Annotated in this window: 23 protein-coding genes; 4 read left to right on the forward strand and 19 right to left on the reverse strand. The window is 59.3% G+C overall.

Annotation, left to right across the window (positions count from 1 at the left end; translation table 11 throughout):
- Positions 1-6 precede the first annotated feature (6 nt).
- From ABI171_RS09440 to ABI171_RS09515, 16 genes are all read right to left on the reverse strand, one after another.
- The gene (locus ABI171_RS09440; protein ID WP_348092309.1) at positions 7-1011 is read right to left on the reverse strand and encodes an iron-siderophore ABC transporter substrate-binding protein; all 1005 of its coding nucleotides are present in this window, start codon (positions 1009-1011) and stop codon (positions 7-9) included.
- Complete coding sequence (fhuF, locus tag ABI171_RS09445; RefSeq protein WP_348092335.1) at positions 1011-1844, reverse strand: siderophore-iron reductase FhuF; 834 nt, start codon at positions 1842-1844, stop codon at positions 1011-1013. Before fhuF ends, ABI171_RS09440 begins: the two co-directional genes overlap by 1 nt.
- Positions 1844-3895 (reverse strand): Fe(3+)-hydroxamate ABC transporter permease FhuB, encoded by a 2052-nt coding sequence (gene fhuB / locus ABI171_RS09450; RefSeq protein WP_348092336.1) that lies wholly within the window; start codon positions 3893-3895, stop codon positions 1844-1846. Before fhuB ends, fhuF begins: the two co-directional genes overlap by 1 nt.
- Positions 3896-3966: 71 nt before the next feature.
- Entirely contained in the window at positions 3967-4827 is an 861-nt protein-coding gene (locus tag ABI171_RS09455; protein ID WP_348092310.1) for an ABC transporter ATP-binding protein, read from the reverse strand.
- A complete protein-coding gene (locus tag ABI171_RS09460) occupies positions 4824-5846 on the reverse strand; it encodes a TauD/TfdA family dioxygenase (RefSeq protein WP_348092311.1) in 1023 nt (340 codons plus the stop codon). The genes ABI171_RS09455 and ABI171_RS09460 overlap by 4 nt, the downstream gene beginning before the upstream one ends.
- A 59-nt stretch (positions 5847-5905) precedes the next feature.
- Positions 5906-6175, reverse strand: a complete 270-nt coding sequence (locus ABI171_RS09465) for an MbtH family NRPS accessory protein (RefSeq protein WP_348092312.1) — start codon at positions 6173-6175, stop codon at positions 5906-5908.
- Positions 6176-6247: 72 nt separating this feature from the next.
- On the reverse strand, positions 6248-6898 hold the full coding sequence (locus ABI171_RS09470; RefSeq protein ID WP_348092313.1) for an RNA polymerase factor sigma-70: 651 nt from the start codon (positions 6896-6898) through the stop codon (positions 6248-6250).
- Between the two features lie 333 nt (positions 6899-7231).
- The gene (gene rraA / locus ABI171_RS09475) at positions 7232-7726 is read right to left on the reverse strand and encodes a ribonuclease E activity regulator RraA (RefSeq protein ID WP_348092314.1); all 495 of its coding nucleotides are present in this window, start codon (positions 7724-7726) and stop codon (positions 7232-7234) included.
- A 26-nt stretch (positions 7727-7752) separates the two neighbouring features.
- Positions 7753-9576, reverse strand: coding sequence for a diguanylate cyclase (locus ABI171_RS09480; protein WP_348092315.1), 1824 nt, complete (start codon positions 9574-9576; stop codon positions 7753-7755).
- Positions 9577-9840: 264 nt separating this feature from the next.
- Entirely contained in the window at positions 9841-12444 is a 2604-nt protein-coding gene (gene clpB, locus ABI171_RS09485) for an ATP-dependent chaperone ClpB (RefSeq protein WP_348092316.1), read from the reverse strand.
- A 176-nt stretch (positions 12445-12620) separates the two neighbouring features.
- Positions 12621-12938, reverse strand: a complete 318-nt coding sequence (locus ABI171_RS09490; RefSeq protein ID WP_348092317.1) for a hypothetical protein — start codon at positions 12936-12938, stop codon at positions 12621-12623.
- Between the two features lie 300 nt (positions 12939-13238).
- Complete coding sequence (locus tag ABI171_RS09495) at positions 13239-13727, reverse strand: molybdenum cofactor biosynthesis protein MoaE (RefSeq protein ID WP_348092318.1); 489 nt, start codon at positions 13725-13727, stop codon at positions 13239-13241.
- Between the two features lie 28 nt (positions 13728-13755).
- The gene (gene moaD / locus ABI171_RS09500) at positions 13756-14013 is read right to left on the reverse strand and encodes a molybdopterin converting factor subunit 1 (RefSeq protein ID WP_348092319.1); all 258 of its coding nucleotides are present in this window, start codon (positions 14011-14013) and stop codon (positions 13756-13758) included.
- A gap of 56 nt (positions 14014-14069) precedes the next feature.
- Positions 14070-15302: a gephyrin-like molybdotransferase Glp gene (gene glp / locus ABI171_RS09505; RefSeq protein ID WP_348092320.1), complete on the reverse strand. Its 1233-nt coding sequence runs from the start codon at positions 15300-15302 to the stop codon at positions 14070-14072.
- 42 nt (positions 15303-15344) lie between these two features.
- A complete protein-coding gene (thrC, locus tag ABI171_RS09510; RefSeq protein ID WP_348092321.1) occupies positions 15345-16808 on the reverse strand; it encodes a threonine synthase in 1464 nt (487 codons plus the stop codon).
- A gap of 138 nt (positions 16809-16946) precedes the next feature.
- Positions 16947-17198, reverse strand: a complete 252-nt coding sequence (locus ABI171_RS09515; protein WP_348092322.1) for a DUF2164 domain-containing protein — start codon at positions 17196-17198, stop codon at positions 16947-16949.
- 297 nt (positions 17199-17495) lie between these two features.
- Here ABI171_RS09515 and gmk point away from each other — a divergent pair, with 297 nt between their 5' ends.
- The 3 genes from gmk (at position 17496) to ABI171_RS09530 (ending at position 20784) form a co-directional block, all read left to right on the forward strand.
- The gene (gmk, locus tag ABI171_RS09520; protein WP_348092323.1) at positions 17496-18140 is read left to right on the forward strand and encodes a guanylate kinase; all 645 of its coding nucleotides are present in this window, start codon (positions 17496-17498) and stop codon (positions 18138-18140) included.
- A gap of 57 nt (positions 18141-18197) precedes the next feature.
- Positions 18198-18401 (forward strand): DNA-directed RNA polymerase subunit omega, encoded by a 204-nt coding sequence (gene rpoZ / locus ABI171_RS09525; protein WP_061533270.1) that lies wholly within the window; start codon positions 18198-18200, stop codon positions 18399-18401.
- A 100-nt stretch (positions 18402-18501) separates the two neighbouring features.
- Positions 18502-20784 (forward strand): bifunctional (p)ppGpp synthetase/guanosine-3',5'-bis(diphosphate) 3'-pyrophosphohydrolase, encoded by a 2283-nt coding sequence (locus tag ABI171_RS09530; protein WP_348092324.1) that lies wholly within the window; start codon positions 18502-18504, stop codon positions 20782-20784.
- 86 nt (positions 20785-20870) lie between these two features.
- Here the strand turns inward: ABI171_RS09530 and ABI171_RS09535 are convergent, their stop codons facing one another.
- Both ABI171_RS09535 and ABI171_RS09540 read right to left on the reverse strand, forming a co-directional pair.
- Complete coding sequence (locus ABI171_RS09535; RefSeq protein ID WP_348092325.1) at positions 20871-21320, reverse strand: DUF1178 family protein; 450 nt, start codon at positions 21318-21320, stop codon at positions 20871-20873.
- Positions 21321-21395: 75 nt separating this feature from the next.
- Positions 21396-22229, reverse strand: coding sequence for an isocitrate lyase/phosphoenolpyruvate mutase family protein (locus ABI171_RS09540; protein ID WP_348092326.1), 834 nt, complete (start codon positions 22227-22229; stop codon positions 21396-21398).
- Positions 22230-22649: 420 nt separating this feature from the next.
- On the opposite strand from ABI171_RS09540, the gene ABI171_RS09545 reads away from it, so the two are divergent.
- Positions 22650-22859: a hypothetical protein gene (locus tag ABI171_RS09545; RefSeq protein WP_348092327.1), complete on the forward strand. Its 210-nt coding sequence runs from the start codon at positions 22650-22652 to the stop codon at positions 22857-22859.
- A gap of 16 nt (positions 22860-22875) precedes the next feature.
- On the opposite strand, the gene ABI171_RS09550 is transcribed toward ABI171_RS09545, so the two are convergent.
- A complete protein-coding gene (locus ABI171_RS09550; protein WP_348092328.1) occupies positions 22876-23190 on the reverse strand; it encodes a hypothetical protein in 315 nt (104 codons plus the stop codon).
- Between the last annotated feature and the right edge of the window lie 11 nt (positions 23191-23201).

Consider the following 23201-nt stretch of genomic DNA (forward strand, 5'->3'; position numbering starts at 1 on the left):
TCGCAATCAACGCTTTGCCGGTGGCGGCAACGCCAATAGTTGTTCAGTCATGGTGTCCGCCAGGCGCAGCGCCGACATCGGTCCGCCAAACACCCACAGGTTGCGCTCGATCAGCGCCACCCGTCCGGCTCGTCGCGCCGGCACGAAGCGCCAGATCGGCGAATCGAGCTTGCCGTCGAGCGCCACTTCCGGTCCGGTCGAGCTGACAAACAATACAGCTAGATCGGGTTTCTGCAGCAAATCTTTCGACGTCACGTAAGTAGTGCCTTCGCGTGTCGGCTCGGCGGGTTCGAGCTTGAGGCCGAGCGCACGCGCGACGCCCCCGACCATACTGTTGCCGGTAAACGCCCAATATCGATCCGGCAAACCCAGCTCTTGCAGCCAGGCGACTTGCTCGCCACTGCGGCCGGCTTGGGCGATGCGCCGGGCGTCGCGCACCAGGCCGGCATCGAGTTTTGCTTCGACGGCTGCGGCGGCATCAGTGCGTCCGGCAAGGCAGGCGATGGTATGGAAGATCTTGCGCGCCCAGTCGAGCTGCGTCAGCGATATTTCATTTTTTTCGAGGTCGGGACTGTACTGGAACAGCACGGTCGGGGCGATCCCGTTGAGCGCCGCGAAAATCGAAGAGTGACGCAGCCCTACCCCGAGAATCAAATCAGGCTGCAGGGCTGCGATCGCTTCAAAACTGGGCTCCTGCCGCGTGCCGACATCGCGCACATTGGCCAAGCGTTCCTTGTCATAGTCGAACCAGCCAGCGTAGTTCGCGGCGTCGGCCATGCCGACCGGCGTTACGCCAAGCGCCGCCAGGTCTTCGGCGAACATGTATTCAAGCACCACGATCCGCTTGGGCCGCTGCGGCGTTGCAGGGTTGAATTGCGAGACAACCAGATTGTCGGCCAGAGGTTCGCACGCCAAAGGGGCATGAACGGCTACCGCCCCGGCTTGGACCTGCGTGCAGAAAAGCGCCGCACAGGCCGCGGCCATCAGCCGCAAACGCCACGAACCATCCATCAGCGTATGGCCTCCTGCAACGCGAGAGCGTGATCGGGCATCGTCAACAACAAAGGGCAACTTCCACACAAATTGGTTTCTCCAGGGATTTCATGGCGCATGCAGCAAACGCGGCGTGCGCGGAAAGGATTGGGCAGCAGCGCCGAGCAAGGCTGGACCTGACGCACCGGATGACGTAAAGGATTGGATGAGCCATCCGCCAAAAGCGGATTGAACAAGCGCGCCATATCGTCAGCTGCGCCAGGAATTGCCGCGCATTCAGCCGCCAGGTAATCGAGCAGATTGCCGGCATTGCCCCACAATACGCGCGGGGCAATCCGCGTCATGCCGGCGACGGTCTCGATTACCGCCTGTAGATGATCGACAAGCGGCGCATAGCAATGGCTGACGTCATTTTCGGCAGGCTGCAACGCATCGGCGGTGAAATACAGCGCGACCGGCATTCCTGCGCGCAGCACCAGCCGCGTGCGCGCAGGCGACATATCGAGTGGACGGCGCAGTAGCAGCGCGGCGACGCCGGCAGGGGCCGCCAGCCAGAAGTAGTACTTGCTCCATTGCGACAGCAACGCCCGCGCATGGATTTCCGCATCGCCGCCGTAGTGTTGCACCATGACGGCCAGCAGTTCGCTGCGGTAAGCGCCTAGCTGCGTCAACGGAATGGAGGCTGATTCAGCGTCAGCGCCTGGTTTGCCGGGCGAATCCTGCGCATCGGGCGGCTCTCCCAGCCAGACATGATCGAGATGCTGCGCCATCGGCGCGGGTGCGAATGCGGAGAAACAACGAGCGCGCGCGGCCGCATCGGCGCAGGCGGCAATCTCCTGCGACGGCGTCATCATCGGCCGCCTCCCCGCTCCCGGCGCACTTGCTTGATTAATAAAATCAATAAGTAAGGCGCGCCGATCAACGCGGTCAGCACGCCGGCCGGAATTTCGCGCGGAGCGAGCAGCGTGCGTGCTCCGATGTCGGCCAGCGCCAGCAACAGTGCGCCGCAGGCAGCCGCCAGCCACAGCCGCGTGCGGTGCGTGCGCGCCCCCAGCATGACGGCAAGGTGCGGCGCCATCAGTCCGATAAAGCCGACCGGGCCGACCGCCGCCACGGCGGCGCAGGCCGCCAGCGTCGCTACCGTCAGCACCAATAGCCGCAAGACGCCGACCGGCAAGCCGAGCGCCGCGGCCTGCTCATCGCCAAGCGCAAGCAGGTCGAGCGGCTTCGACAGCAAGGCAAACACCGGCGGCGCAAGCAAGCACCAGGGCAGCAATGTCATCACTTCATCCCAGCTGCGGCCATAGGTGCCGCCGACCAGCCACACCACGAAACGCGCCGGCTGCACGCTCTGCTGCGTGATCAGCCATTGCGACAGCGTGGTCCAGAGCGTGCCGAGCACCAACCCGGTCAGTGCTACCGCCATCGGCGCATAGCGATGACGCCGATTCAGCATCAAGGTCAACATCAGCGTCACTGCGCCGCCCGCCAACGCGGCGACGGCGAGCGTCGAATGCGTCGCAAACGGCCACGCGATCAGTACGATGAAGGTCGCCAACCCGGCGCCCTGTGTCACACCTAGCACTTCGGGGCCGGCCAGCGGATTGCGCACGATGCTCTGCATCAGCACGCCACTTGCCGCCAGCAGCGCGCCGGCCAGCAAGGCGCACAGCAAGCGCGGCAGGCGCAGGTCAAGCAACATCCGGGTCACCGCATCGCGGCCGTCAAAGGCTGCGATCCAGCGGGCCGGGGTGATCATGCTGGAACCCAGCGAAGCACCGGCCAGTAGCACCGTGCCGCCAAACAGCAGCAATCCGGCTGCGATCGCGGGCCAGGACAAAGCGGTGAGCGAGCGCAGCACGCCGCTTCCCGTATCCGATAGCGGCCGGTCCGGTTCCGCGGTCATTGAGCCGGAGCCGGACCAGGCTGCGCCGCTGCGTATCATGGCCAGCATCAAAGGCGTGCCGACCAGTGCGATGGCAACGCCGGTCGATAGCGTAGCGTCAAGGTCCAGCGCCAGCACCGCGCTATCGGTAACCAGCACCAGCGCGCCGCCCGCCAATGCCGACAGCGGCACCAGCGCGCCAAGCTTGGCCGCTTTGGCGCCACGTATCTGGCGCAGCAGGTTGGGCGCAATCAGGCCGACATACGTAAGCGGTCCGGCGATACTGACCGCGACACTGGCGAAGCCGACCGCCACTACCGTGGCCGCAATGCGGGTGGCGTCGATGCGAACTCCGGCGGCGGCAGCGGCGTCATCGCCAAGCACGAACGGATTGAGCGGTCGTATCACCAGCGGTAACGCCGCCAACGGCAACAGCAGCCAGCCGATGGCGCTCTTGAGGCCGTCCGCGCCCGGCTGATAGAGGCTGCCGCTGGCCCATAGCGCGGCGCCGGCGATGCTTTGCTCGAAGAACGCCAGCACCAGGGTCGAGATCGCCGAGAACAGCAGCATGCAAACACTGCCCGCCAACACCAGCCGCAGCGGCGAAGCGCGCCAGCCGGCCGCAGCCACCACGCAAGCGGCGGCGGCAAGGCCGCAGCCGAACAGCAATGGCACCGATGCCGCACCCGCCAACGCAGGCACGACCATCGCCGCCAGTAAGCCAAGCTGGGCACCGCCGGTAATGCCGAGCAGATCGGGTGAGGCCAGCGGATTGCGCGTGAGCGATTGCAACAATGCGCCCGCCACACCCAGACAGCCGCCCGCGACCAGCGCCGTGATGACGCGCGGCGCGCTCAGATCGAATAACAGTATGCGGGCAAGCGTGGTGGCATCGCTGTCTTGCGCCGAGGTTGCCAGCCACTGCCGGATGTCAGGCGCGAGGCGAATCGCCGTCGCAATGACGATCAGCGTGACCAGTGCCACGCCTATCAGCCCTGCCCGGCTTGCGGCCTCCATCTGCCGGTGTTCCAGCGCCTGTCCGGAACGCAGCGGCAGATTGGATGCAATAAGCGTGGGCGTGGGCGCGGTCATGCGGCGCGGTCCTTGCCGATGTGATTCTCCCGTTCAAGTCCAGCCTCAACCCTGGCCGATCCGCCTTGAGCAGCCGGTACGCACATCGGCGCACCGGTTTGCGGGTGGGCGATCTTCAGCATGGCAACGTCAAAGGTTTGCTGCAGATGATGCGGCTCCAGCATCGCTTCGGGCGCGCCGTGGGCGATGATGCGGCCGGCGCGCATCAGCACGATTTCATCGCTGAATGCCGCCGCCTGGTTCAAATCGTGCAGCACCCAGACAATCGTCAGCCCGCGCTCCTGGTTCAGGCGGCGTAGTTCATGCAAGATGTCGAGCTGATGATGGATATCGAGATAGGTGGTCGGTTCGTCGAGCAGGACAATCGGCGCCTGCTGCGCCAGCGCCATGGCGATCCAGACACGCTGCCGTTCGCCGCCCGACAAGGCGGAGACGTCGCGCGTCGCATCGGCGGCCAGGCCGCTCACGGCAAGCGCCTCGTCGATCGCCGCCTGGTCGCTGCGGGTCAGGCCGCGCAGCCAGCCGCCATAGGCATAGCGGCCGTAGGCGACCAGCTCGCGCACCGTCAAGCCGGCAGGAATCTGGTTGAATTGCGCCAGTATGGTCAGCGCGCGCGCAAGCTCGCGCCGACGGTACGAGGCTAGTGGCGCGCCGTTTATTTCTATTTGCCCGGAGCGGATCGGCAGCAATCCCGCCAGGGTCCGCAGCAAGGTGCTCTTGCCGCAGCCGTTCGGTCCGCACAATGCTGTAATCTTTCCGGCCTTGATTGTCAGGTCGAGCCCGTCCAGCACCATCTGCTCGCGATAACCGACAGTCAACGCCCGCGCGACGAGGGCTGCTCCAACCGTTTTCATCATCGCGCCATCTTCTGCTCGCCACCACCTGCCTCGCTATAGCTTTGCGCCATCGCGACTACCACTTTGCGGGGCCCTTCAAAAGGATCGCGCGCATGCGCAGTCAACATGTTATCCAGCATCAGCACGTCACCGCTCAGCCACGGAAAGACAATGCGTTGCTGGTCCAGCACGCTGCGGATTTCGGCTAACGCCTCGGCTTCGATCGCTTCGCCATCGCCATAATAGACATTACGCGGGACGTTTTCCAGGCCAACGGCGTCGATCAGCGTCTCTTGCATGTCTTCATCCAGTGCGGACAAGTGAAACAGATTGAGCTGGTTGAACCAGACCATATCGCCGGTGCGCGGATGGCGCGCCACCGCCTGGCAACGCTCGCGCGTGCGCAACAGCAATTCGCCGTCCTCGCCGTCGCGCCAGGTGCAATCGATGCCGCGCGCGGCGCAATAGCGTTCGACCACACGCGGATCATCCGAGCCGAAGGTCTGCTCCCATGGCAGATCGAGCCCCTGGCCGAAATTGCGTACATAGAGCAGTTCGCGCCTGGCGAAGCGCTCTACCAAAGCCGGACTTAACCCACGATAGACTGCGCGGCTGTCGGCAATCGGCGTCGCGCCGCCCGAGCGCGCCGCCAGCACGCAGTGGAACCAGATGCGCAGCGGCCATTCGCGCGTATACGATTGTTCGTTATGCAGCGGAATCGAGCGATGCGGCGGATACTCGGTTGAGGTATACACGGCGCCTTCGACCTGGCTGCGCGGGGTTGATGCGTATTCGTAACCGATCAGCGGATGGCCGAAGGAAGCGGCAAAGCCCTGGAACGATACAATCGAGGGCACACGGAAACCGGTAAACAGCACCCCGCCGGCGCGCTCCAGCTTGTCGTCGACGATGGCGCGCAGCAGCGGCGCCGCTTCTTCCAGCGAGATGTCGATGCCGGCTTTTGGCGCGACAACGGTCGGCAATCCTGGCGTGATCCGAAGGTCGTCGATAGCGAGCCGCGGCATGGAAAGTGATGTCATGCGAAATTCTCCTGAAACAAGGCATCCGGGGCAACGCCGCAGACACGCTCACACCTGATTTACGCGATCTGCGCCTTCGACGCGGCGACGCCATCCATATGCCGGCGCAAGCTGGCGGGGCGCATATCGGTCCAGACAGCCTCGATGTGCGCCAGGCATTCGTCCTTGCGGCCACTCACGCCGACTTCGCGCCAACCAGCCGGCACGGCGCGGAATGTCGGCCAGATCGAGTACTGCTCTTCATCGTTGATGACCACGGTATAGATTTCATCAGGCGCCTCTTTGGCGGCGACGGTGGACGGATTTTGTGGGTTTTGTATTTGTGTCATGATCGGGCTCGCTGTAAATGTCAGGAAACGGTGACGCCCTGCGCACAAAGCGCCCGGGCATTACCTCTACTTCTAGTTGACGATTGAGGCGCGCGCTTTTTTACCATCGCGGGCGCTATTGCCGTGGAATGCAGGGAAAGCGACGCCGCGATTGCAGGCTTCCAGACAATCGCTGCAGTGTTTTTCGACGTCGCGCACCATGAAATGCACCAGCGTCTGCGACACATTGAGCGCACGCGCGGTGCTCTGCAGCGTTTCTTCGCGCATGCGCACCATCTCGAAGGCGGCGCGGCTGCGCGCCGGCAGCTGGGCCAGCGCATCGTAGACGTGGCGCAGCGTGTCGCGCACCACCAACGCCGCCTCCGGCGACGGCTCTTGCGACGGCATGTCGAGGCCGCTATCCTCATCGGCGTGGTATATATTTTCAAGATTCTGGCGGCGGCAAGCGTCGATAGCTGCATTGCGCACCATCCGCATCACGTAGGCGATCGGCTGGCGGACCACATCCTGGCCGGGAAGATCGACCAGCTTGAGGAACACATCGTGAACCACGTCTTCCGCGCGACTCATGCAGCCGACGAAACTGCGCGCCGCCTTGACGAACAGCGGCCTATTCGCAATCAGTATGTCGAGCAGCGGGCCGGCGGGAAGCGATGCATCGCAACTGAACTTCGACAAAGATACCGCTGCCGAACGCCTCGACCCTTCATGCACATGCGCCATGACTTCACTCCGCTTTGATAAGAAGATCTTCAAAGATAACACAAATACGAATCATTCTCAGTATCATTAACCAATATCCTTATTAGATGTAGGAAATTATTTAAGAGCAAAGAAAAGCTTGAGGGCGAAACCGGGTAGCAATGCGGCGCGAATATCGTATTGCCTGCTTGAGGGGACCTCGAATAACTCTCACAGCGTCATTCCCGCGAACGCGGGAATCCATTGCAATCAGTAACTTGGATCCTCCGCCTCGGCGTCTCCACCTAGGTGACGCGTTCGCGGGGATGACGGAGTTTTTAGAGGTGTCCTTAATGACTGGACGTTCTGGATTATTCAGGCGAGTTTTTGACTTGCGATCAGAATGCCGTCGGCGTCGGCGTAGATCCAGGCGCCTGGCACGATGGTCACGCCGGCGATCGAGACGCTGATATCGCGCTCCCCTACTCCTTTGCGGACGCTACGCTGTGGATGTAGCGCCAGCGCGCGGATGCCGATATCGCATTGATTCAGTTCCGCCGAGTCGCGCACGCAGCCGTTGACGATGATGCCGGCCCAGCCATTTTTTTGCGCCAGCACGCCAAGGTTGCCGCCGACCAGCGCGCAACGCAGGCTGCCGCCGCCATCGACCACCAGCACCTGGCCGTCGCCGGCGGTTTCCAGCGTGCTGCGCACCAGCACATTGTCTTCATGCACTTTGAGGGTGCGCACCGGGCCGCTGAACGCCTGGCGCTTGCCGAAGGCAATAAACACTGGCGGCAAGACCGCCAGGGCGGCGGTGCCGAGCTTGTCTTCATTAGCATCGCATAGATCGCAGGTTGCAAAAGTCATGACATCTCCGGTGCAGACAGTGTTGTTCAAGACTCCTCTTCAGGCGGCGCCGACGAAAAGGTCAGTCCGCCAAATTTCTTGACACTATACATCCGCTTGTCGGCGACTTTCAACAAGGTTTCCAGATCGAGGCCGTCGGCCGGATACAACGCACCACCGATCGAAGCGCCGACCTGGCAATGATCGCCATTGCTCATCAGGATCGGCTTGTTCAGCACGGCATAGATTTTTTCCGAAATCGCCAGCGCCGATTCTTCATCGGCTACACCCGGCAGATACACGATGAATTCGTCGCCGCCGAAGCGCGCCACCTCATCCTCTTTGCGCAGGGCGTTTTGCAATCGCAAGCCGACTTCGATCAAGACCCGGTCGCCTTCATCATGGCCATAGTGATCGTTGACCTGCTTGAACTTGTCCAGGTCGACGAACAGTACCGCAAACCGGAACAGCTGGGGCTCGACGTCGGTGCGCCTGCGGAATTCGATCTGTGCAATCAGGGAATCGCGGTTCAGCAGGCTGGTCAGGCGGTCGGTGCGCAAATGTCGCTCCATCTCCTGGAAGCTCTCCGCCAGTTCGCCGATCTCGTCCTTGCGGTCGATATTCAGCTTGGCAAACGGCCGGCCGCTGCCGATGCTGCGTACCGCCAGCGTCAGCTTGCGGATATCGCGCAAGGCCCAGCGCAAGATCGCATAGCCGGCCAGCAAAGCCAGCACGATCACCATCAAGCCGAGGTACAAGCTTTTGTAGACGCTGGAATTGATCGCGCCCCAAAAATCAGAACGCGGCAACGCCACCACCGCGACCCATTCCAGGCCGGCGGCATCGCGATGGAGCTGGGCGGCCACCTCGATCTGTCCGGAACTGCTGGGAAAAGCGCCGATAATCAGCTTGCCCGGCTTGGGCGGGCTGATGGTCGACGGAATGACCGGGTCGGTGATCGGCACCACGCCGGGATGTTTCTGCAGATAGGCTTGTACCAGTTGCCAGCTCTGATGCATGAACGGCGAAGCGACGCTTGATAGTTCATTCCTGACATACAGCGGCTTGCCGCTGGGACTGATATCCGGAGCGGAATTGAAAACATTTTCGCCATTGGAGGAAGCAATCAGTTCGCCGTTGCGTTCTGCAATATACGCAACGCCATTTCTATCCATCGACAGCGCCTGCAAGTATTCTCGCAGCGGCTTCAATGACAGCTCCCTGGCCACCACGCCCAGCATATCGTGGCCGGCGCCCAACACCGGCCGCGCCAGCATCAGTACCGGCTCATTGCTGCTACTGTCCAACAAGACCGGTGACCATGTATCTTTTTTCCGGCTCGCGGCATTCTGATACCAGCTTTGCGCGCGTGGATCGTACTCTTCCGATTCCAGGAAAGTCATTTCGGTTGCCGGCCCGCGGCTGCGGTAAAGATGGCTTGGTTCTTCGCCTGCGCCTCTGAGGCGGACCCGGAATTCATTGGCGGCGGTGCGGCGGATGCCGACGAAATGACCGTCAGCGCCGGCAAAACCGATAAATCCGCCGACCGCCGGAAACAGGCCGCTGGCAATCCACATGCGCTCTTCCAGCCGCCGTACGTTGGCAGGAAAAGGAATCGGCGTCGGTGTCTTGTCGCCGGCATCGGCAACCTGATCGGGCGCGACTACCCGCAACGCGGCGCCGGCGTCGAAAAGTTGCCTGTTGATTGCACTGTTGATGCTCCCCATCATGTCTGCCAGGACCTTTTGCGATAACGCATCGGTAGCATCCTGGCCGGCCTGATAAAGAAGCCAGCCGACTGAAACGGCCAGACATAACAATAGCGCTGCAAACGGCAAAATGAATAAGCGTTGCAGTGAGGTTCGCTTCAAAATTGCCTCGAAATAACACAAGAATCGGCAATATCCGACTTAAGGACACATTCCTGCATCTTGGCGATGTTTAAAAGTGCAGATGCGTTGAGGCAACACGCAATGCACAATTTATAACATTCAATTCTTACTGGACCAAGACAACAGTTTACACCGCATAAATCCGAAAAAAGGCCACGTGGCTGCGCCATGTGACCTTTAAAACATAAATCAGCACGATTAAGCTTGTCGCGATTCTACCCTTTTGCGACTGTAAATCTGAGCTTAGCTTGCTACTTTAAACACTATCTCACCATTGTTAACATTTACATGAACAACGTCTTTAGGACCAAACTTGCCTTCAAGAATCAATTTTGATAGCGGATTTTCGATCTGCTGTTGAATTGCCCGCTTCAACGGCCGTGCGCCATATACCGGATCGAAACCTGCTTCGGCGATTTTTTGCAGGCCCGCTTCCGAGATTTCCAGGCCCATGTCCATCTTCGCCAGGCGTTGCTCCAGGATCTTGAGCTGGATCAGGGCGATCGCACCGATGTTTTTCTCGTCGAGCGCATGGAACACCACGATTTCATCGATACGGTTGATGAACTCCGGACGGAAATGGTTCCTGACTTCCGCCATGACTTCCATCTTCACCACCGCCGGGTCGCTGCCTTCCATGGCTTGGATCCGGTGCGAACCGAGATTCGAGGTCATCGCGATGACTGTATTTTTGAAATCCACGGTACGGCCCTGGCCATCGGTCATGCGGCCGTCATCCAGCACTTGCAGCAGCACGTTGAACACATCCGGATGGGCTTTTTCAATTTCATCCAGCAAGATCACGCTATAGGGCTTGCGCCGCACCAGCTCGGTCAGGTACCCGCCCTCTTCATAGCCGACATAGCCCGGCGGCGCGCCGATCAGGCGAGCGACCGAATGCTTCTCCATGAATTCGCTCATGTCGATGCGGATCATCGAATCGGGGCTGTCGAACAGAAAATTGGCCAGCGCTTTGCATAATTCGGTTTTGCCGACGCCGGTCGGACCAAGAAACATGAACGAGCCATACGGCCGATCGGGATCGCTCAGGCCGGCGCGTGAACGGCGGATGGCGTCCGAGACGGCGACAATGGCTTCGTCCTGACCCACCACGCGGCGATGCAGTTCGGCTTCCATGTTGACCAGCTTCTCGCGCTCGCCTTGCAGCATCTTCGACACCGGAATGCCAGTGATGCGCGAGACGATTTCGGCGATTTCATCGGCGCCGACCTGGGTCCGCACCAATTGCGGCTTGCCATCCGGATCCGGGTTCTGCGCCGCCAGCGCATCCTGTTTGGACTGGCTCTCGAGCGCTTTTTCAAGCTCGTTCAGCTTGCCGTACTTCAGCTCCGACACTTTCTGCCAGTCGCTGTTGCGGGTCGCCTCATCGATCTGCAGACGCAGCTTCTCGATTTCCTCTTTCAGGTGCTTGCTGCCTTGGGCGCTGGCTTTTTCCGATTTCCAGATTTCTTCCAGGTCGGCGTACTCGCGCGACAGCTTGTCAATCTCGTCTTCGATCAGGGCGAAGCGTTTTTGCGACGACTCGTCTTTCTCGCGGCGCACGGCTTCACGCTCGATCTTGAGCTGGATCAGGCGACGGTCAAGCTTGTCCATCACCTCCGGCTTGGAGTCGATTTCAATCTTGATCTTGGCGGCGGCTTCATCGATCAGGTCGATCGCCTTGTCGGGCAAGAACCTGTCGGTGATGTAGCGGTGCGACAATTCCGCCGCCGCGACAATTGCCGGATCGGTGATTTCCACGCCATGATGGACTTCGTATTTTTCTTGCAAGCCGCGCAGGATAGCAATGGTGGCCTCGACGCTAGGCTCATCCACCAGGATCTTTTGGAAACGACGCTCCAGTGCGGCATCTTTCTCGATATATTTGCGGCATTCATCCAGCGTGGTGGCGCCGACGCAATGCAACTCACCGCGCGCCAAGGCCGGCTTCAGCATATTGCCGGCATCCATCGCCCCTTCCGCCTTCCCGGCGCCGACCATGGTGTGTAGCTCGTCGATGAAAACGATGGTCTGTCCTTCGTCCTGGGCAATTTCCTTGAGCACGGCTTTCAAGCGCTCTTCGAACTCGCCGCGGAACTTTGCACCGGCCAGCAAGGACGCCATATCGAGCGACAAAACGCGCTTCGATTTCAGGCTGTCAGGCACTTCGCCGTTGACGATACGCTGCGCCAGGCCTTCCACGATGGCGGTCTTGCCGACGCCGGGCTCGCCGATCAGCACCGGATTGTTCTTGCTGCGGCGTTGCAGTATCTGGATCGCGCGACGGATTTCATCGTCGCGGCCGATCACCGGATCAAGTTTACCGAGGCGAGCCCGCTCGGTCAGATCCAATGTGTATTTTTTCAATGCTTCGCGCTGCCCTTCGCCATCCTGTGAAGCGACATTGGCGCCACCGCGCACCGCGGTAATGGCGGCTTCCAGCGCCTTGCGCGTCAAGCCGTTTTCACGCGCCAGCCGGCCGGCATCGGACTTGTCGTCGAGCAGGGCCAGCAGCAGCATTTCGCTGGCGATGAATTGGTCTCCGCGCTTTTGCGCTTCCTTGTCCGCCAGGTTGAGCAAAGCCAGCAGTTCGCGGCCGATCTGTACTTCACCGCCGCTGCCGATGACCTTGGGCAAGCGTTCCAGCGCAGCCTTGAGCCCCGCGCCCAGAGCGGCGACATTGACGCCGGCGCGCTGCAACAGGGAGGTGGCGCTGCCGTCGTCCTGGTTCAACAAGGCGATCAAGGCATGCACGGGGTCGATGTATTGATTATCGTTACCGACCGCCTGGCTTTGGGCGTCCGCAATAGCTTCTTGCAACTTCGTGGTTAATTTATCGAAACGCATGGTTCCTCCAAGAGATCTAATGAATAGAAAATTGGGACATGCCGGTTTATTTCAAGCTCGCGCAGAGAAACTAAGCAATAGAATGGGCCACTATCAACGCGACGAAAGAGATAGGCGCGCACCAGAAGTTAAAAAGCCCTTCGTGGGAAGGGCTTGGGGATTATTTTGATGCCGCATTATTTGATCTGGGTGGCCATAAAGTAAGTCGCTGTGACCAGCGCTGCGCCAAATCCGCATACAAACGTCACCAGGCGCCAGGTTTGATCTGTCATCTCTCTGTGCATTTCGGCGCTGGTCGCGGTCTGGTCAAGGCGTGTTTCTATTCGCGTCAGACGATCTCGCGCATCGGTCACAAATTCTTCAAGCTTCATCACTCTGGTTTCCATATTGGCATCATAGCCGCCACCATCGCCACCGTCAAACGATCGCCCGGTTTGATTTTTCCTTTTGCCGATTTCTTCCCTGAGGTACGGCACCTTAGATTTAGCTTCCATTGCGCCGTCCTTACAAAATCGACCATCGTCATGAGTCACGCACCGACATCGGGTCTAGACAAACCAAGAGCCGAAATTTCGCACCCAATGGCTGAAGCATGCCTGCCAGAGCCCGCCCCGCCTGATGTCTGCATCTTATTCTTTTTTTCAACAACACATTCGATTAACTTGCGCAATTCAAGCTAAGGAAATTCTGAAACCAGGAAAGCAAGGAGCGATATGTCGTAAATCCAGCGATACACAACAGGTCCTAGCGCAGTCTGGCGCCAAGGACGGCGTCGATGCCGACCGCGAGCCAGCTCATTTTTTGCTTTCGCGCATCGGCAGCGGCAATCCGTCCTGCTCCCATTTGGCGAGTGCTTCGTCGTCAGTGCTGCGAGCATCGACCCAGCGCGCACCCTGATCGGTATGCTCCTTCTTCCAGAACGGCGCTTCGGTCTTGAGGTAATCGATGATGTATTCGCAGGCGGCGAAGGCATCGCCGCGATGCGCTGAAGTGATCGCCACCAGCACGATCTGGTCCAGCGGCAGCAAGGGGCCGATCCGGTGAATCACCAGGGCGTCGAAAATTTCCCAGCGTTGCTTGGCCTGGGCCACGATGGCCGTTAGTGCCTTCTCGGTCATGCCGGGATAATGCTCCAGCTCCATCTGGGCGACGCTGCTGCCGTCGTTCAGATCGCGCACGGTGCCCAGAAAGCTGACTACAGCGCCGATTTTGGGATTGGCAAGCCGCAATTGCGCCAGTTCGGCGGCGAAATCGAAATCTTCAGTCTGGACGCGAATTGGCATAGTCAGAGCCTCATTGCCGGCAAAAAAATCAGCCGCCGGTAACCGGCGGAAAAAATGCGACTTCGCCACCGTCGATCAAGACGGTGTCGGCGTTCGCCAACTCTTGATTGAAAGCCATCCGCAGCGCACGGCCGTCGGCCAGCGCTTCGGCCCAGACGCCGCCGCGCGCGCGCAGATAGGCACGCACGTCGCCAACCGTCGTCACGCTGTCAGGCAGCTCCAGCGCCTCCTGCGACAGCCTGAGCTTCTCGCGCAGACTGGCAAAAAAACGTAATTCGATTTTCATTGCATTCTCATGTTCCATCAGGTCCAAGCCGGTACTTAATGCTAGCTTAGGTTAACTTAGTGCAGCAAAGCAGAAAACGGCAAAAAACGCAGCAAGTCGCCGTTGGCGATGGTTTTCCCGGCGGGATTATCCACCAGGCCATCGCCCCACACGGCCGAGGTCAGTACGCCGGAACCTTGTTGCGGAAACAGATCCAGGCCACCCCGGGCATTGATTTTCACCCGCAGGAATTCCTGGCGGCGATCAGCCTTGGGCCAGTCGAAATCGGCGCGCATAGCCAGCGCCTGTGGCGCCAGGGCGTTCGCCGCCACGCCTTGCTGATGCAAGATGAAAGGCCGCACGAAAACCAGGAAAGTGACAAAGCTGGATACCGGATTGCCGGGCAAGCCGATAAAGAAAGCGTTGCCGCCATCGGCCCGGCGCACTTCGCCGAAAGCCAGCGGCTTGCCCGGCTTCATGGCGATTTGCCACATGTTCAGACGCCCTTCTGCTTCAACCGCCGGCTTGACGTGGTCCTCTTCACCGACAGAAACGCCACCCGACGTCAGGATCAGATCATGCTCTTGCGCAGCGCGGCGCAGGGCTTCGCGGGTGGCGTCCCGGTTATCCGGCACGATACCGTAGTCGGTAATCTCGCAACCCAGGTTTTCCAGCAAGCCGCGCAGGACGAAGCGGTTGGAGTTATAGATCGCGCCCGGTTTCAAGGGCTGGCCGGGCATGGCCAGTTCGTCTCCGGTGAAAAACATCGCTACCCGCAACTTGCGCAACACCGGCAGCTTATCCAGGCCGACCGATGCCGCCAAGCCGAGATCCTGTGGCCGCAAGCGCGTACCGGCAGCGAGGATGACGCTGCCGCTGCGAATGTCTTCGCCGCTGCGGCGTACCCATTCGCCGGATTTCGGCGCGTGCCGGATCAATACCGCATCGCCATCGGCTTCGCACATTTCTTGCATGACTACGGCATCGGCGCCGGCTGGAATCATGGCGCCGGTAAAAATCCGGGCTGCGGTGCCGGCCTGCAGCGGCGCGCCGACGTGGCCGGCGGGAATCCTTTGCGATACCGGCAAGCGCGCTGCGCCGCTGGCGCAGTCGGCAGCGCGTACTGCGTAGCCGTCCATCTGGGTATTATCCGCCGGCGGCACGTTGAGTTGCGAAGTCTGAGCGCCTGCCAGCACCCGGCCGTTAGCGGCCAGCGTCGGGATCAGCTCAAGCGGCGCAATCTGGACTTCAGCGACCAGCGGGCGATCGGCAGCCAACAGTACCGCCAGAGCTTCGGCTACAGTTAACATCGGTGGCTTTTGCATCATTTTCTCTACAGCTTTCGTTGCGTCTTACAAGCCGGTGTGGGTAGCGATGTAGGTTTTCACCTGAGCGACATCAGCCGCCATCACTTCAAACCGCTGTGGCAACGCTTCGATGTTTTCAAAGCCGGCAGGCCGTTGCGCGTCGCGCCCCAGCGCTTCGCGGATGGTTTCGTTGAACTTGGCCGGCAACGCTGTTTCCAGCACGATCATCGGCACGCCCGGCGCCATGTATTCACGCGCGACCTTGACGCCGTCGGCGGTGTGGGTATCGATGGTGACGTTGTAGCGTTGCTGGATGTCTCGGATGGTGGCCAGCCGGTCCTCATGGGTCGATTTTCCGGACTGGAAACCGAAACGGGCGATCTTGGCGAATTCATCGCCATCGCTGCCGGGGCCGCCGGCCAGGCTGAAACCACCTTCTGTCTCGACCTTGTGGAACAAGGCGCGCACACGCACGCTGTCGCCATCCAGCAGGTCATGGATGAAGCGTTCGAAATTCGATGCCTTGCTGATGTCCATGCTCGGGCTGCTGGTGTGATACGTCTCTGCCGACTTGCGTACGCGGTAGATGCCGGTGCGGAAAAACTCGTCGAGCACGTCGTTCTCGTTGGTGGCTGCGACCAGCTTATCGATCGGCAAGCCCATCATGCGCGCGATATGGCCCGCGCAGATATTGCCGAAATTACCCGACGGCACAGTGAACGATACTTTCTGGTCGTTGCTGGTGGTGGCGCTCAGGTAGCCGCGGAAGTAGTACACCACTTGCGCCACGACCCGCGCCCAGTTGATCGAATTGACCGTGCCGATTTTCTGGCTGGCCTTGAAGGCGTGATCATTCGATACCGCTTTCACCATGTCCTGGCAATCGTCGAACACGCCTTCGACCGCGATATTGAAAATATTCGGGTCCTGAAGGCTGAACATTTGCGCGGTCTGGAATGCGCTCATCTTCTTGTGCGGCGACAGCATGAACACGCGGATGCCCTTTTTACCGCGCATCGCATATTCGGCAGCGCTGCCGGTATCGCCGGAAGTCGCACCGAAGATGTTCAGCTTGGCGTCGTTCTTGGCCAGGGTATATTCGAACAGATTGCCGAGCAGCTGCATCGCCATGTCCTTGAACGCCAGCGTCGGGCCGTTCGACAATGCTTGCAACAGCAGCTTGCTGCCGTCCTTCTCTTCTTCCAGCACGCTCAGCGGTGTTATCCGGCCGGCGTCTTCGCCGGCCCGGGCGTTGCGGTAGACATCAGCGGTATAAGTCTTGTACGTCAATGCCCGCAAATCTGCTTCCGGCACATCGGTTGCAAATTTCTTCAGCACTTCGAACGCCAGATCGGCATACGACAGGCTGCGCCATTGATCCAGCTCGGCCGACGTGACTTGCGGATATTCCTCCGGCAGATATAAACCGCCATCAGGCGCCAGGCCGCCCAGCAGGATTTCAGAGAAATTTTGCGCAGCTGCGTGGCCGCGAGTAGAAACATAATGCATATGTGTGAATGAAGTCGGTAGGTGTCAGATATAGGGCAAATACAGATCAGATGCTGATCAGGCTGTTGCAAGCTCATGTGCATTATAGCGTCCGCTACCCTGCTGCTGTCAGCTTTGGCCGAACAGTCCGAACAACGCTTATTTTTTCTTCCAGTAATCGCCGGTCTCTTCGTAGCACTCGACGGCCAGGTCGGAAATTTTGGCTTCCATATGCGCTTGGGCGTCGGCAATCGCCTGGTTATAGATACCGGGGCCGATGACGCGCAGGCAGAAATCAAGCAGCATGCCAGCTTTGAGGTCGCCTATCGGCTCCTCCATGTTCTCTTTAAAATAACGCTGGATCGATCCGATCAGGTCTTTCTGTTCAGTTTGCCGCAATTTGATCGCCATGGCGTCCTTCCTTGTCTGTTGTACATCTTCAAAACGCATGGCCGATACCAGCGATTTTTTGGGAAACCCATAAATGTACACCATGCAGCAACCGGGCGTTATCACTACACCAATATACCGCCTGTGCGCGCCATGCATAAATATACAAATCCTCCCTGCAGCCTTATTGCCACGCTGATACAATGTCACACTTAGCCAACCAGGTATTTTGCATATCTGACGGCTGCACATCTTTCAATTGTTATGACACCTCCACTGCTACCCATTCCTCCTGCCGAGCTGGCAAACAGCTCAGCAATGCCAGACGAGCACCCGATGTCGGGCAGCCTGTTCATGGTGGTCGCTCCTTCCGGCGCCGGCAAATCGACGCTGGTGAACGCGTTGCTGGCCCAGGAACAAGCGATCAAGCTGTCGATTTCCTATACCACGCGGCCGCCGCGCCCGGGTGAGCAGAACGGCCGCGAATACCATTTCACTACAGTGGAAGATTTCCGCGCCCGCCATAAACAGGGCGAATTCCTGGAATGGGCCGAAGTCCACAGCAATTACTACGGCACTTCACGGCTCACGATCGCCGAGCAAATGCAGTCTGGCACCGATGTCTTGCTGGAAATCGACTGGCAAGGCGCGCAACAGGTCAAGAAGCAGTTTCCGCACGCGGTCGGGATTTTTATCCTGCCGCCATCCATCGCAGCTTTGGAAGACCGCCTGAAAAAGCGCGGCCAGGACGAACCGCAGGTCATCACGCGTCGGATTCTTGCCGCCGGCGGCGAAATCGCGCACGCCCCCGAGTTTGAATATGTTATTATTAATCAAGAGTTTGCGACTGCCCTGTCGGAATTAACTGCAATTGTCAAAGCTACACGCTGCCGCTTTTCGCAGCAGGCAGTGCGCAACGCTTCTTTATTTGCCCAATTGGGCATTCATGCAAATTTAAGTTGATATTTAGCTAACTGGCATTAAACGCCACTTAGCTCGTACTGCATTCTGGAGAAATTTATGGCCCGCATCACTATTGAAGATTGTTTGAAACAGATCCCTAACCGTTTTCAGCTGACTTTATCCGCGACTTATCGCGCGCGCCAGCTGCTGCAAGGCCACACGGCAAAAGTCGACGCCAAGGACAAGCCAACCGTGGTTGCCCTGCGCGAAATCGCTGCCGGCAAGATCGGCATCGAAATGCTCAAGAAGGTACCTGGTTAATTTTTTTAATTGGGGACGGAAGAGATATGCGTCACGCCTTTGTGACTTGTCGACTCTGTCCTGCAATTAGCAAAACTCATGCGGCTGCCATCGACCCAGTATGAACCTGACATCTCCAGATTCAAGCATGTCATCAGCCGCAACCACAAAAAAACGGGCGGCCTCCTCCCGCTCAGCCAGAAAACCCGCTAATACCCCCACCTTGCCAGATCCTCAGCCCGCCCTCCAGCCCGGCGTCGCCTCGATTACGCACCTGACCACCAAGCTTGCCGAATACCTGACTCCAGCCGAGCTGAAGAAGGTCAAGGAAGCCTACCGCTTTTCGGATGAAATGCATCTGGGTCAGATGCGTAAATCCGGCGAACCCTATATTTCACATCCGATCGCTGTCGCCGAAATCTGCGCCGACTGGAAGCTTGACGCGCAAGCGATCATGGCCGCCCTGCTGCACGATGTCATGGAAGACCAGGACGTCAAGAAGGACGAGCTGATCGAACGTTTCGGGGCGCCGGTGGCGACCCTGGTGGACGGCTTGTCGAAACTGGACAAGATCGAATTCCAGAGCCAGATCGAAGCGCAGGCGGAAAATTTCCGCAAGATGCTGCTGGCGATGGCGCGCGACGTCCGCGTGATCCTGGTCAAGCTGGCCGACCGCCTGCACAATATGCGCACGCTGGGCGTGATGATCCCGGAAAAGAAACGCCGCATCGCGCGCGAGACCATGGAGGTCTATATTCCGATCGCGCATCGGCTCGGGCTCAACAATATCTACCGCGAACTGCAGGAGCTGGCGTTTTCGCACCTGTATCCGCTGCGTCACCGCACCCTGGCGAAAGCCGTCAAGGCCGCCCGCGGCAACCGGCGTGAAGTGGTCAGCAAGATCCTGGAATCGGTCAGCACCACGCTGGCGGCCACCGGCATCAATGCGCAGATAGACGGCCGCGAGAAGAGCCTGTTCGGGATCTACCGCAAGATGCATAACAAGCACCTGTCGTTTTCGCAGGTGCTTGACGTTTACGGCTTCCGTATCGTGGTCGATACCTTCGCCAATTGCTATCTGGCGCTGGGCACCTTGCACGCGCTGTACAAGCCGATGCCGGGCAAGTTCAAGGACTACATCGCGATTCCCAAGCTGAACGGCTACCAGTCGCTGCACACCACCCTGATCGGCCCTTACGGCACGCCGGTGGAATTCCAGATTCGCACCCAGGACATGCATCGCGTCGCCGAATCGGGCGTTGCCGCGCATTGGCTGTACAAGGATGAGGAAGGCAATCTCAGCGACCTGCAGCAACGTACCCATGCCTGGCTGCAGTCGCTGCTGGATATCCAGAAACAGACCGGCGATTCGGCTGAATTCCTGGAACACGTCAAAGTCGACCTGTTTCCCGATTCGGTTTACGTGTTCACGCCGAAATCGAAAATCATCGCCCTGCCGCGTGGCGCCACTGCATTGGATTTCGCCTATACCATCCATACCGACGTCGGCGACCAGACCATCGCCGCCAAGATCAATCACGAGCCGGCGCCGCTGCGCACCGAGCTGCACAACGGCGACATCGTCGAAATCATCACCTCGGCCAGCTCGCGCCCCAGCCCTAACTGGCTAAGCTTTGTGCGCACCGGCAAGGCGCGTTCGGCGATCCGCCATCACCTGCGCACAGTCAATCTGGGCGAGTCGGTAGAACTCGGCAAACGGTTGCTGTCACAAGCACTGGCGACGCTCAATCTCAATCCGGTGCTTGCGCCTGTCGTCGTCGACCGCCTGTTGAACGAGTCCAGCGCCAAATCTCTGGAAGAAATCTACGCCGACATTGGCGTCGGCAAGCGTATGGCGACCCTGGTGGCGCGCCACATCATGGGTTTGCTGGAAAACGAGCCTTTGCAGACGCCGCTACTAGACATGGAAGGCATCGCCGCTCCCGCCAAAATGGATCCGGTCGTGATCTATGGCAGCGAAGGCATATCGGTGCAGCTTTCGCCGTGCTGCCAGCCGATTCCAGGTGACCATATCACCGGCCAGCTCAAGCGTGACCAGGGTCTGGTGGTGCATGCGGAAGACTGCAACATCGCCAAGCGCCAGCGCAACAAGGATCCGGACCGCTGGATTGAAGTGCTGTGGGGTGAAGATCTGAACCGCCGCTTCGATTGCCGCATCAAGGTGCTGGTGCATAACGACAAAGGCATATTGGCGCGGGTTGCCGCTGAAATCGGCGATTCCGACGCCAACATCATCTATGTCAACATGGATGACGATAAAGACCAACTGATGACGCAACTGGTCTTCACGATCCAGGTCGAGGATCGGGTACACCTGGCGCGGCTGATGCGCAACGTGCGCCGCATCCGCGGCGTGACACGGATTTTGCGCGACCGTAGCTGATCTTGCAGGAAGCCGTTGTTGCGGCTCCTGAAACCGGCTTACCGAATCTCGTTTGTATTTGCTTGACCTTGGCTATTACCTCTTGCCTATTGCAGCGTTGACTTGCGCAAGGCTGGCATCGGCAGTTGAAATACGTCGATACCTTCCTCGGCCAGCTCATCGCATTGTTCTGCCGACGCCAAGCCGCGTATGCCATGCTCCGGCACTTCCTTGTAGTGAATCCGGCGCGCCTCTTCGGCAAAACTTTCGCCGACATCTACCGTGTTTTCCATGACGTGGCGCGCCATGTCCATCAGCTGTTTTTTCATCTGCACCGCTGCCGGCGAAGCCGTTCCGGCCGCATGGCGGCTAGCGGTAGCCGGCTTGGCTGCAGAGAGGTTCAAGTGCGGCGCCGAAGGCAACTTGCCGACCTTCACGCTCTCGCATATCGGACAGACGATCTGCTGCCCGGCCGACTGCGAAAGAAAATCATCTTCCGAGCCAAACCAGCCTTCGAAGCAATGATTCTGTTCACAAGCTAAATTGTAGACTTTCATGATGCGGCATTCTTCAGCGCGGAAAGCAAGGATCTTACACTAACCAGCATATAACTTATCCGAGTCGTCTGTTGCCTATAGTTTGTTGGCGGCCAGCAGCATCTCGCCGATCTGGCGTGAGCCGATCGCCTCATTCCCGTAAGTAAATGTTCCGTGCTCGCGCATTTCCTCGGCCGCCCGCAAGAATGCCCCAAGCGCCGCGCGCGCCAGGGAACCGCCGACACTGACGCGCTTGACGCCGATGTCCGCCAGCTCTTTCAAGCTTAGCTGCGCACCCTGCAATCCCATGACGACATTCACCGGCTTGTCCAGCGAACTGACTACCGCGGCGATTTCTTCTTTGCTCTTCAAACCCGGGGCGTACAGCACGTCAGCGCCGGCTTCCTGATAAGCCTGGAGCCGCTTGATGGTATCGCTCAAGTCGCTTCTGCCGTGCAGGTAGTTTTCGGCCCGTGCGGTGAGGGCAAACGGGAAATCCAGCCCGGCCACCGCCGCGACGGCGGCGCGCACCCGTTCGGCAGCCAGCTCCAGGGGATAAATCGGCGTCTCGCGCCGGCCGCTGGCGTCTTCGATAGAACCTCCGACGATGCCGGTGGCTGCGGCCAGGCGAATCGTTTCCGCCACGGTTTCCGGCGACTCGCCAAAGCCGTTTTCCAGATCGGCGCTGAGCGGCAAATCGGTGGCCGCCGCCAGCTCGGTCAAATGCGCCATCATCTGCTCGCGGCCTATGGCGCCATCTGTCAAGCCACGCGAGAAGGCATAACCGGCGCTGGTGCTGGCCAAGGCTTCGAACCCCAGCAAGGCTAACAGCCTGGCGCTGCCGATATCCCATGGATTGGGAATGATGAAAGCGCCCTCGCGCGCATGCAACTGCTGGAAAATCCGGGCTTTCTCGATCTGGACATGCATGCAATATCTCCAATATGAAATCGCTTTTGCGGGATTTTCAACAAAAATCCTCGTTTGTTCTTGATGCCTGGCGGCAGCTTTATCACCGTCGGGAGATAAACATTACCACCAGCAACCAATTCACGCAGCGGATTGCCCAGGATGCTCGAAAAGCCGGACAAAGTAGCAATTCTCTATTAGCTTAGCTGCGTTTTGTTTCCTAGAATGAAATCCGGAGACGCACTTGCAATATTTCACTGTCGGCTGTGATTCGGGTGGGCTGGTCAAGCGGGAGATCATATGAAAAAGATACTTCTAGTATTGCTATTGGGTGCCGTTGCTGCAGCAATACCCGGCCAGGCTATTGCCGATAGCGTTACGGGCGCGGTAATTGGGGGCCAGGCCCCAATTTTTGCACCATCTCCGTTGTATGGCGCGGAAATGCATCTGGCACCCTTATTCCTGGCGCCGCCGGCGATAACAGTTGCTCCGGTCTGGCGTGAACGCAATGAATGGGAAAAACGCCGCGCTGATCAATGGAGTCAGCTCGAATGGCAACGCCAGCAATGGCGGGAAACCCACAACGACGAAACTGGCGGTAATCGGCTCAACAGCAGCAGCCTGGGGCCGGCATCCTCCACCAGTTTCTGACGTCGCCTGGGATGACTTAGAAACGCGGCAAGTCGGCAAGAGTGTGCCCGGAAGAATCGCGCTCCGCGATGCCGATTCCTTCTATGCCATGCTCGTGGATCACCAGCGCAACACTGGGACCGCGTACGATTTTTCCATCCACTGAAAATGCCGTCGCCACTTCGTCGCCGAAATGCAGTGCGTCGACCACCAGGCTGACATCCTGCTCGGAAGTCTTGTGTTCCCATCCGATCGAGCCATCATCCTGCGGCTTCGCACGCCCCCAGCGTACTTCCTCAACCCGGTCACCCTCGACATTAAAACGCACTGCTTCAATCATATGAATTGACATGTATTTCTCCG

Origin of the sequence: Collimonas sp., from assembly GCF_039923675.1 — a bacterium.
GTDB lineage: Bacteria > Pseudomonadota > Gammaproteobacteria > Burkholderiales > Burkholderiaceae_D > Collimonas.

Coding starts and splice junctions, on each gene's coding strand:
- ABI171_RS09515 (WP_348092322.1), bottom strand. CDS start 17,198: ATGGCGATCAAATTGCGGCAAACTGAACAGAAAGACCTGATCGGATCG.
- ABI171_RS09535 (WP_348092325.1), bottom strand. CDS start 21,320: ATGAAAGTCTACAATTTAGCTTGTGAACAGAATCATTGCTTCGAAGGC.
- moaD (WP_348092319.1), bottom strand. CDS start 14,013: ATGAAAATCGAATTACGTTTTTTTGCCAGTCTGCGCGAGAAGCTCAGG.
- ABI171_RS09470 (WP_348092313.1), bottom strand. CDS start 6,898: ATGGCGCATGTGCATGAAGGGTCGAGGCGTTCGGCAGCGGTATCTTTG.
- rpoZ (WP_061533270.1), top strand. CDS start 18,198: ATGGCCCGCATCACTATTGAAGATTGTTTGAAACAGATCCCTAACCGT.
- ABI171_RS09545 (WP_348092327.1), top strand. CDS start 22,650: ATGCATCTGGCACCCTTATTCCTGGCGCCGCCGGCGATAACAGTTGCT.
- clpB (WP_348092316.1), bottom strand. CDS start 12,444: ATGCGTTTCGATAAATTAACCACGAAGTTGCAAGAAGCTATTGCGGAC.
- ABI171_RS09460 (WP_348092311.1), bottom strand. CDS start 5,846: ATGACATCACTTTCCATGCCGCGGCTCGCTATCGACGACCTTCGGATC.
- ABI171_RS09550 (WP_348092328.1), bottom strand. CDS start 23,190: ATGTCAATTCATATGATTGAAGCAGTGCGTTTTAATGTCGAGGGTGAC.
- thrC (WP_348092321.1), bottom strand. CDS start 16,808: ATGCATTATGTTTCTACTCGCGGCCACGCAGCTGCGCAAAATTTCTCT.
- fhuF (WP_348092335.1), bottom strand. CDS start 1,844: ATGACGCCGTCGCAGGAGATTGCCGCCTGCGCCGATGCGGCCGCGCGC.
- ABI171_RS09540 (WP_348092326.1), bottom strand. CDS start 22,229: ATGCATGTCCAGATCGAGAAAGCCCGGATTTTCCAGCAGTTGCATGCG.
- ABI171_RS09465 (WP_348092312.1), bottom strand. CDS start 6,175: ATGACACAAATACAAAACCCACAAAATCCGTCCACCGTCGCCGCCAAA.
- gmk (WP_348092323.1), top strand. CDS start 17,496: ATGCCAGACGAGCACCCGATGTCGGGCAGCCTGTTCATGGTGGTCGCT.
- ABI171_RS09530 (WP_348092324.1), top strand. CDS start 18,502: ATGAACCTGACATCTCCAGATTCAAGCATGTCATCAGCCGCAACCACA.
- ABI171_RS09455 (WP_348092310.1), bottom strand. CDS start 4,827: ATGATGAAAACGGTTGGAGCAGCCCTCGTCGCGCGGGCGTTGACTGTC.
- fhuB (WP_348092336.1), bottom strand. CDS start 3,895: ATGGAGGCCGCAAGCCGGGCAGGGCTGATAGGCGTGGCACTGGTCACG.
- rraA (WP_348092314.1), bottom strand. CDS start 7,726: ATGACTTTTGCAACCTGCGATCTATGCGATGCTAATGAAGACAAGCTC.
- ABI171_RS09490 (WP_348092317.1), bottom strand. CDS start 12,938: ATGGAAGCTAAATCTAAGGTGCCGTACCTCAGGGAAGAAATCGGCAAA.
- ABI171_RS09440 (WP_348092309.1), bottom strand. CDS start 1,011: ATGGATGGTTCGTGGCGTTTGCGGCTGATGGCCGCGGCCTGTGCGGCG.
- ABI171_RS09495 (WP_348092318.1), bottom strand. CDS start 13,727: ATGCCAATTCGCGTCCAGACTGAAGATTTCGATTTCGCCGCCGAACTG.
- glp (WP_348092320.1), bottom strand. CDS start 15,302: ATGTTAACTGTAGCCGAAGCTCTGGCGGTACTGTTGGCTGCCGATCGC.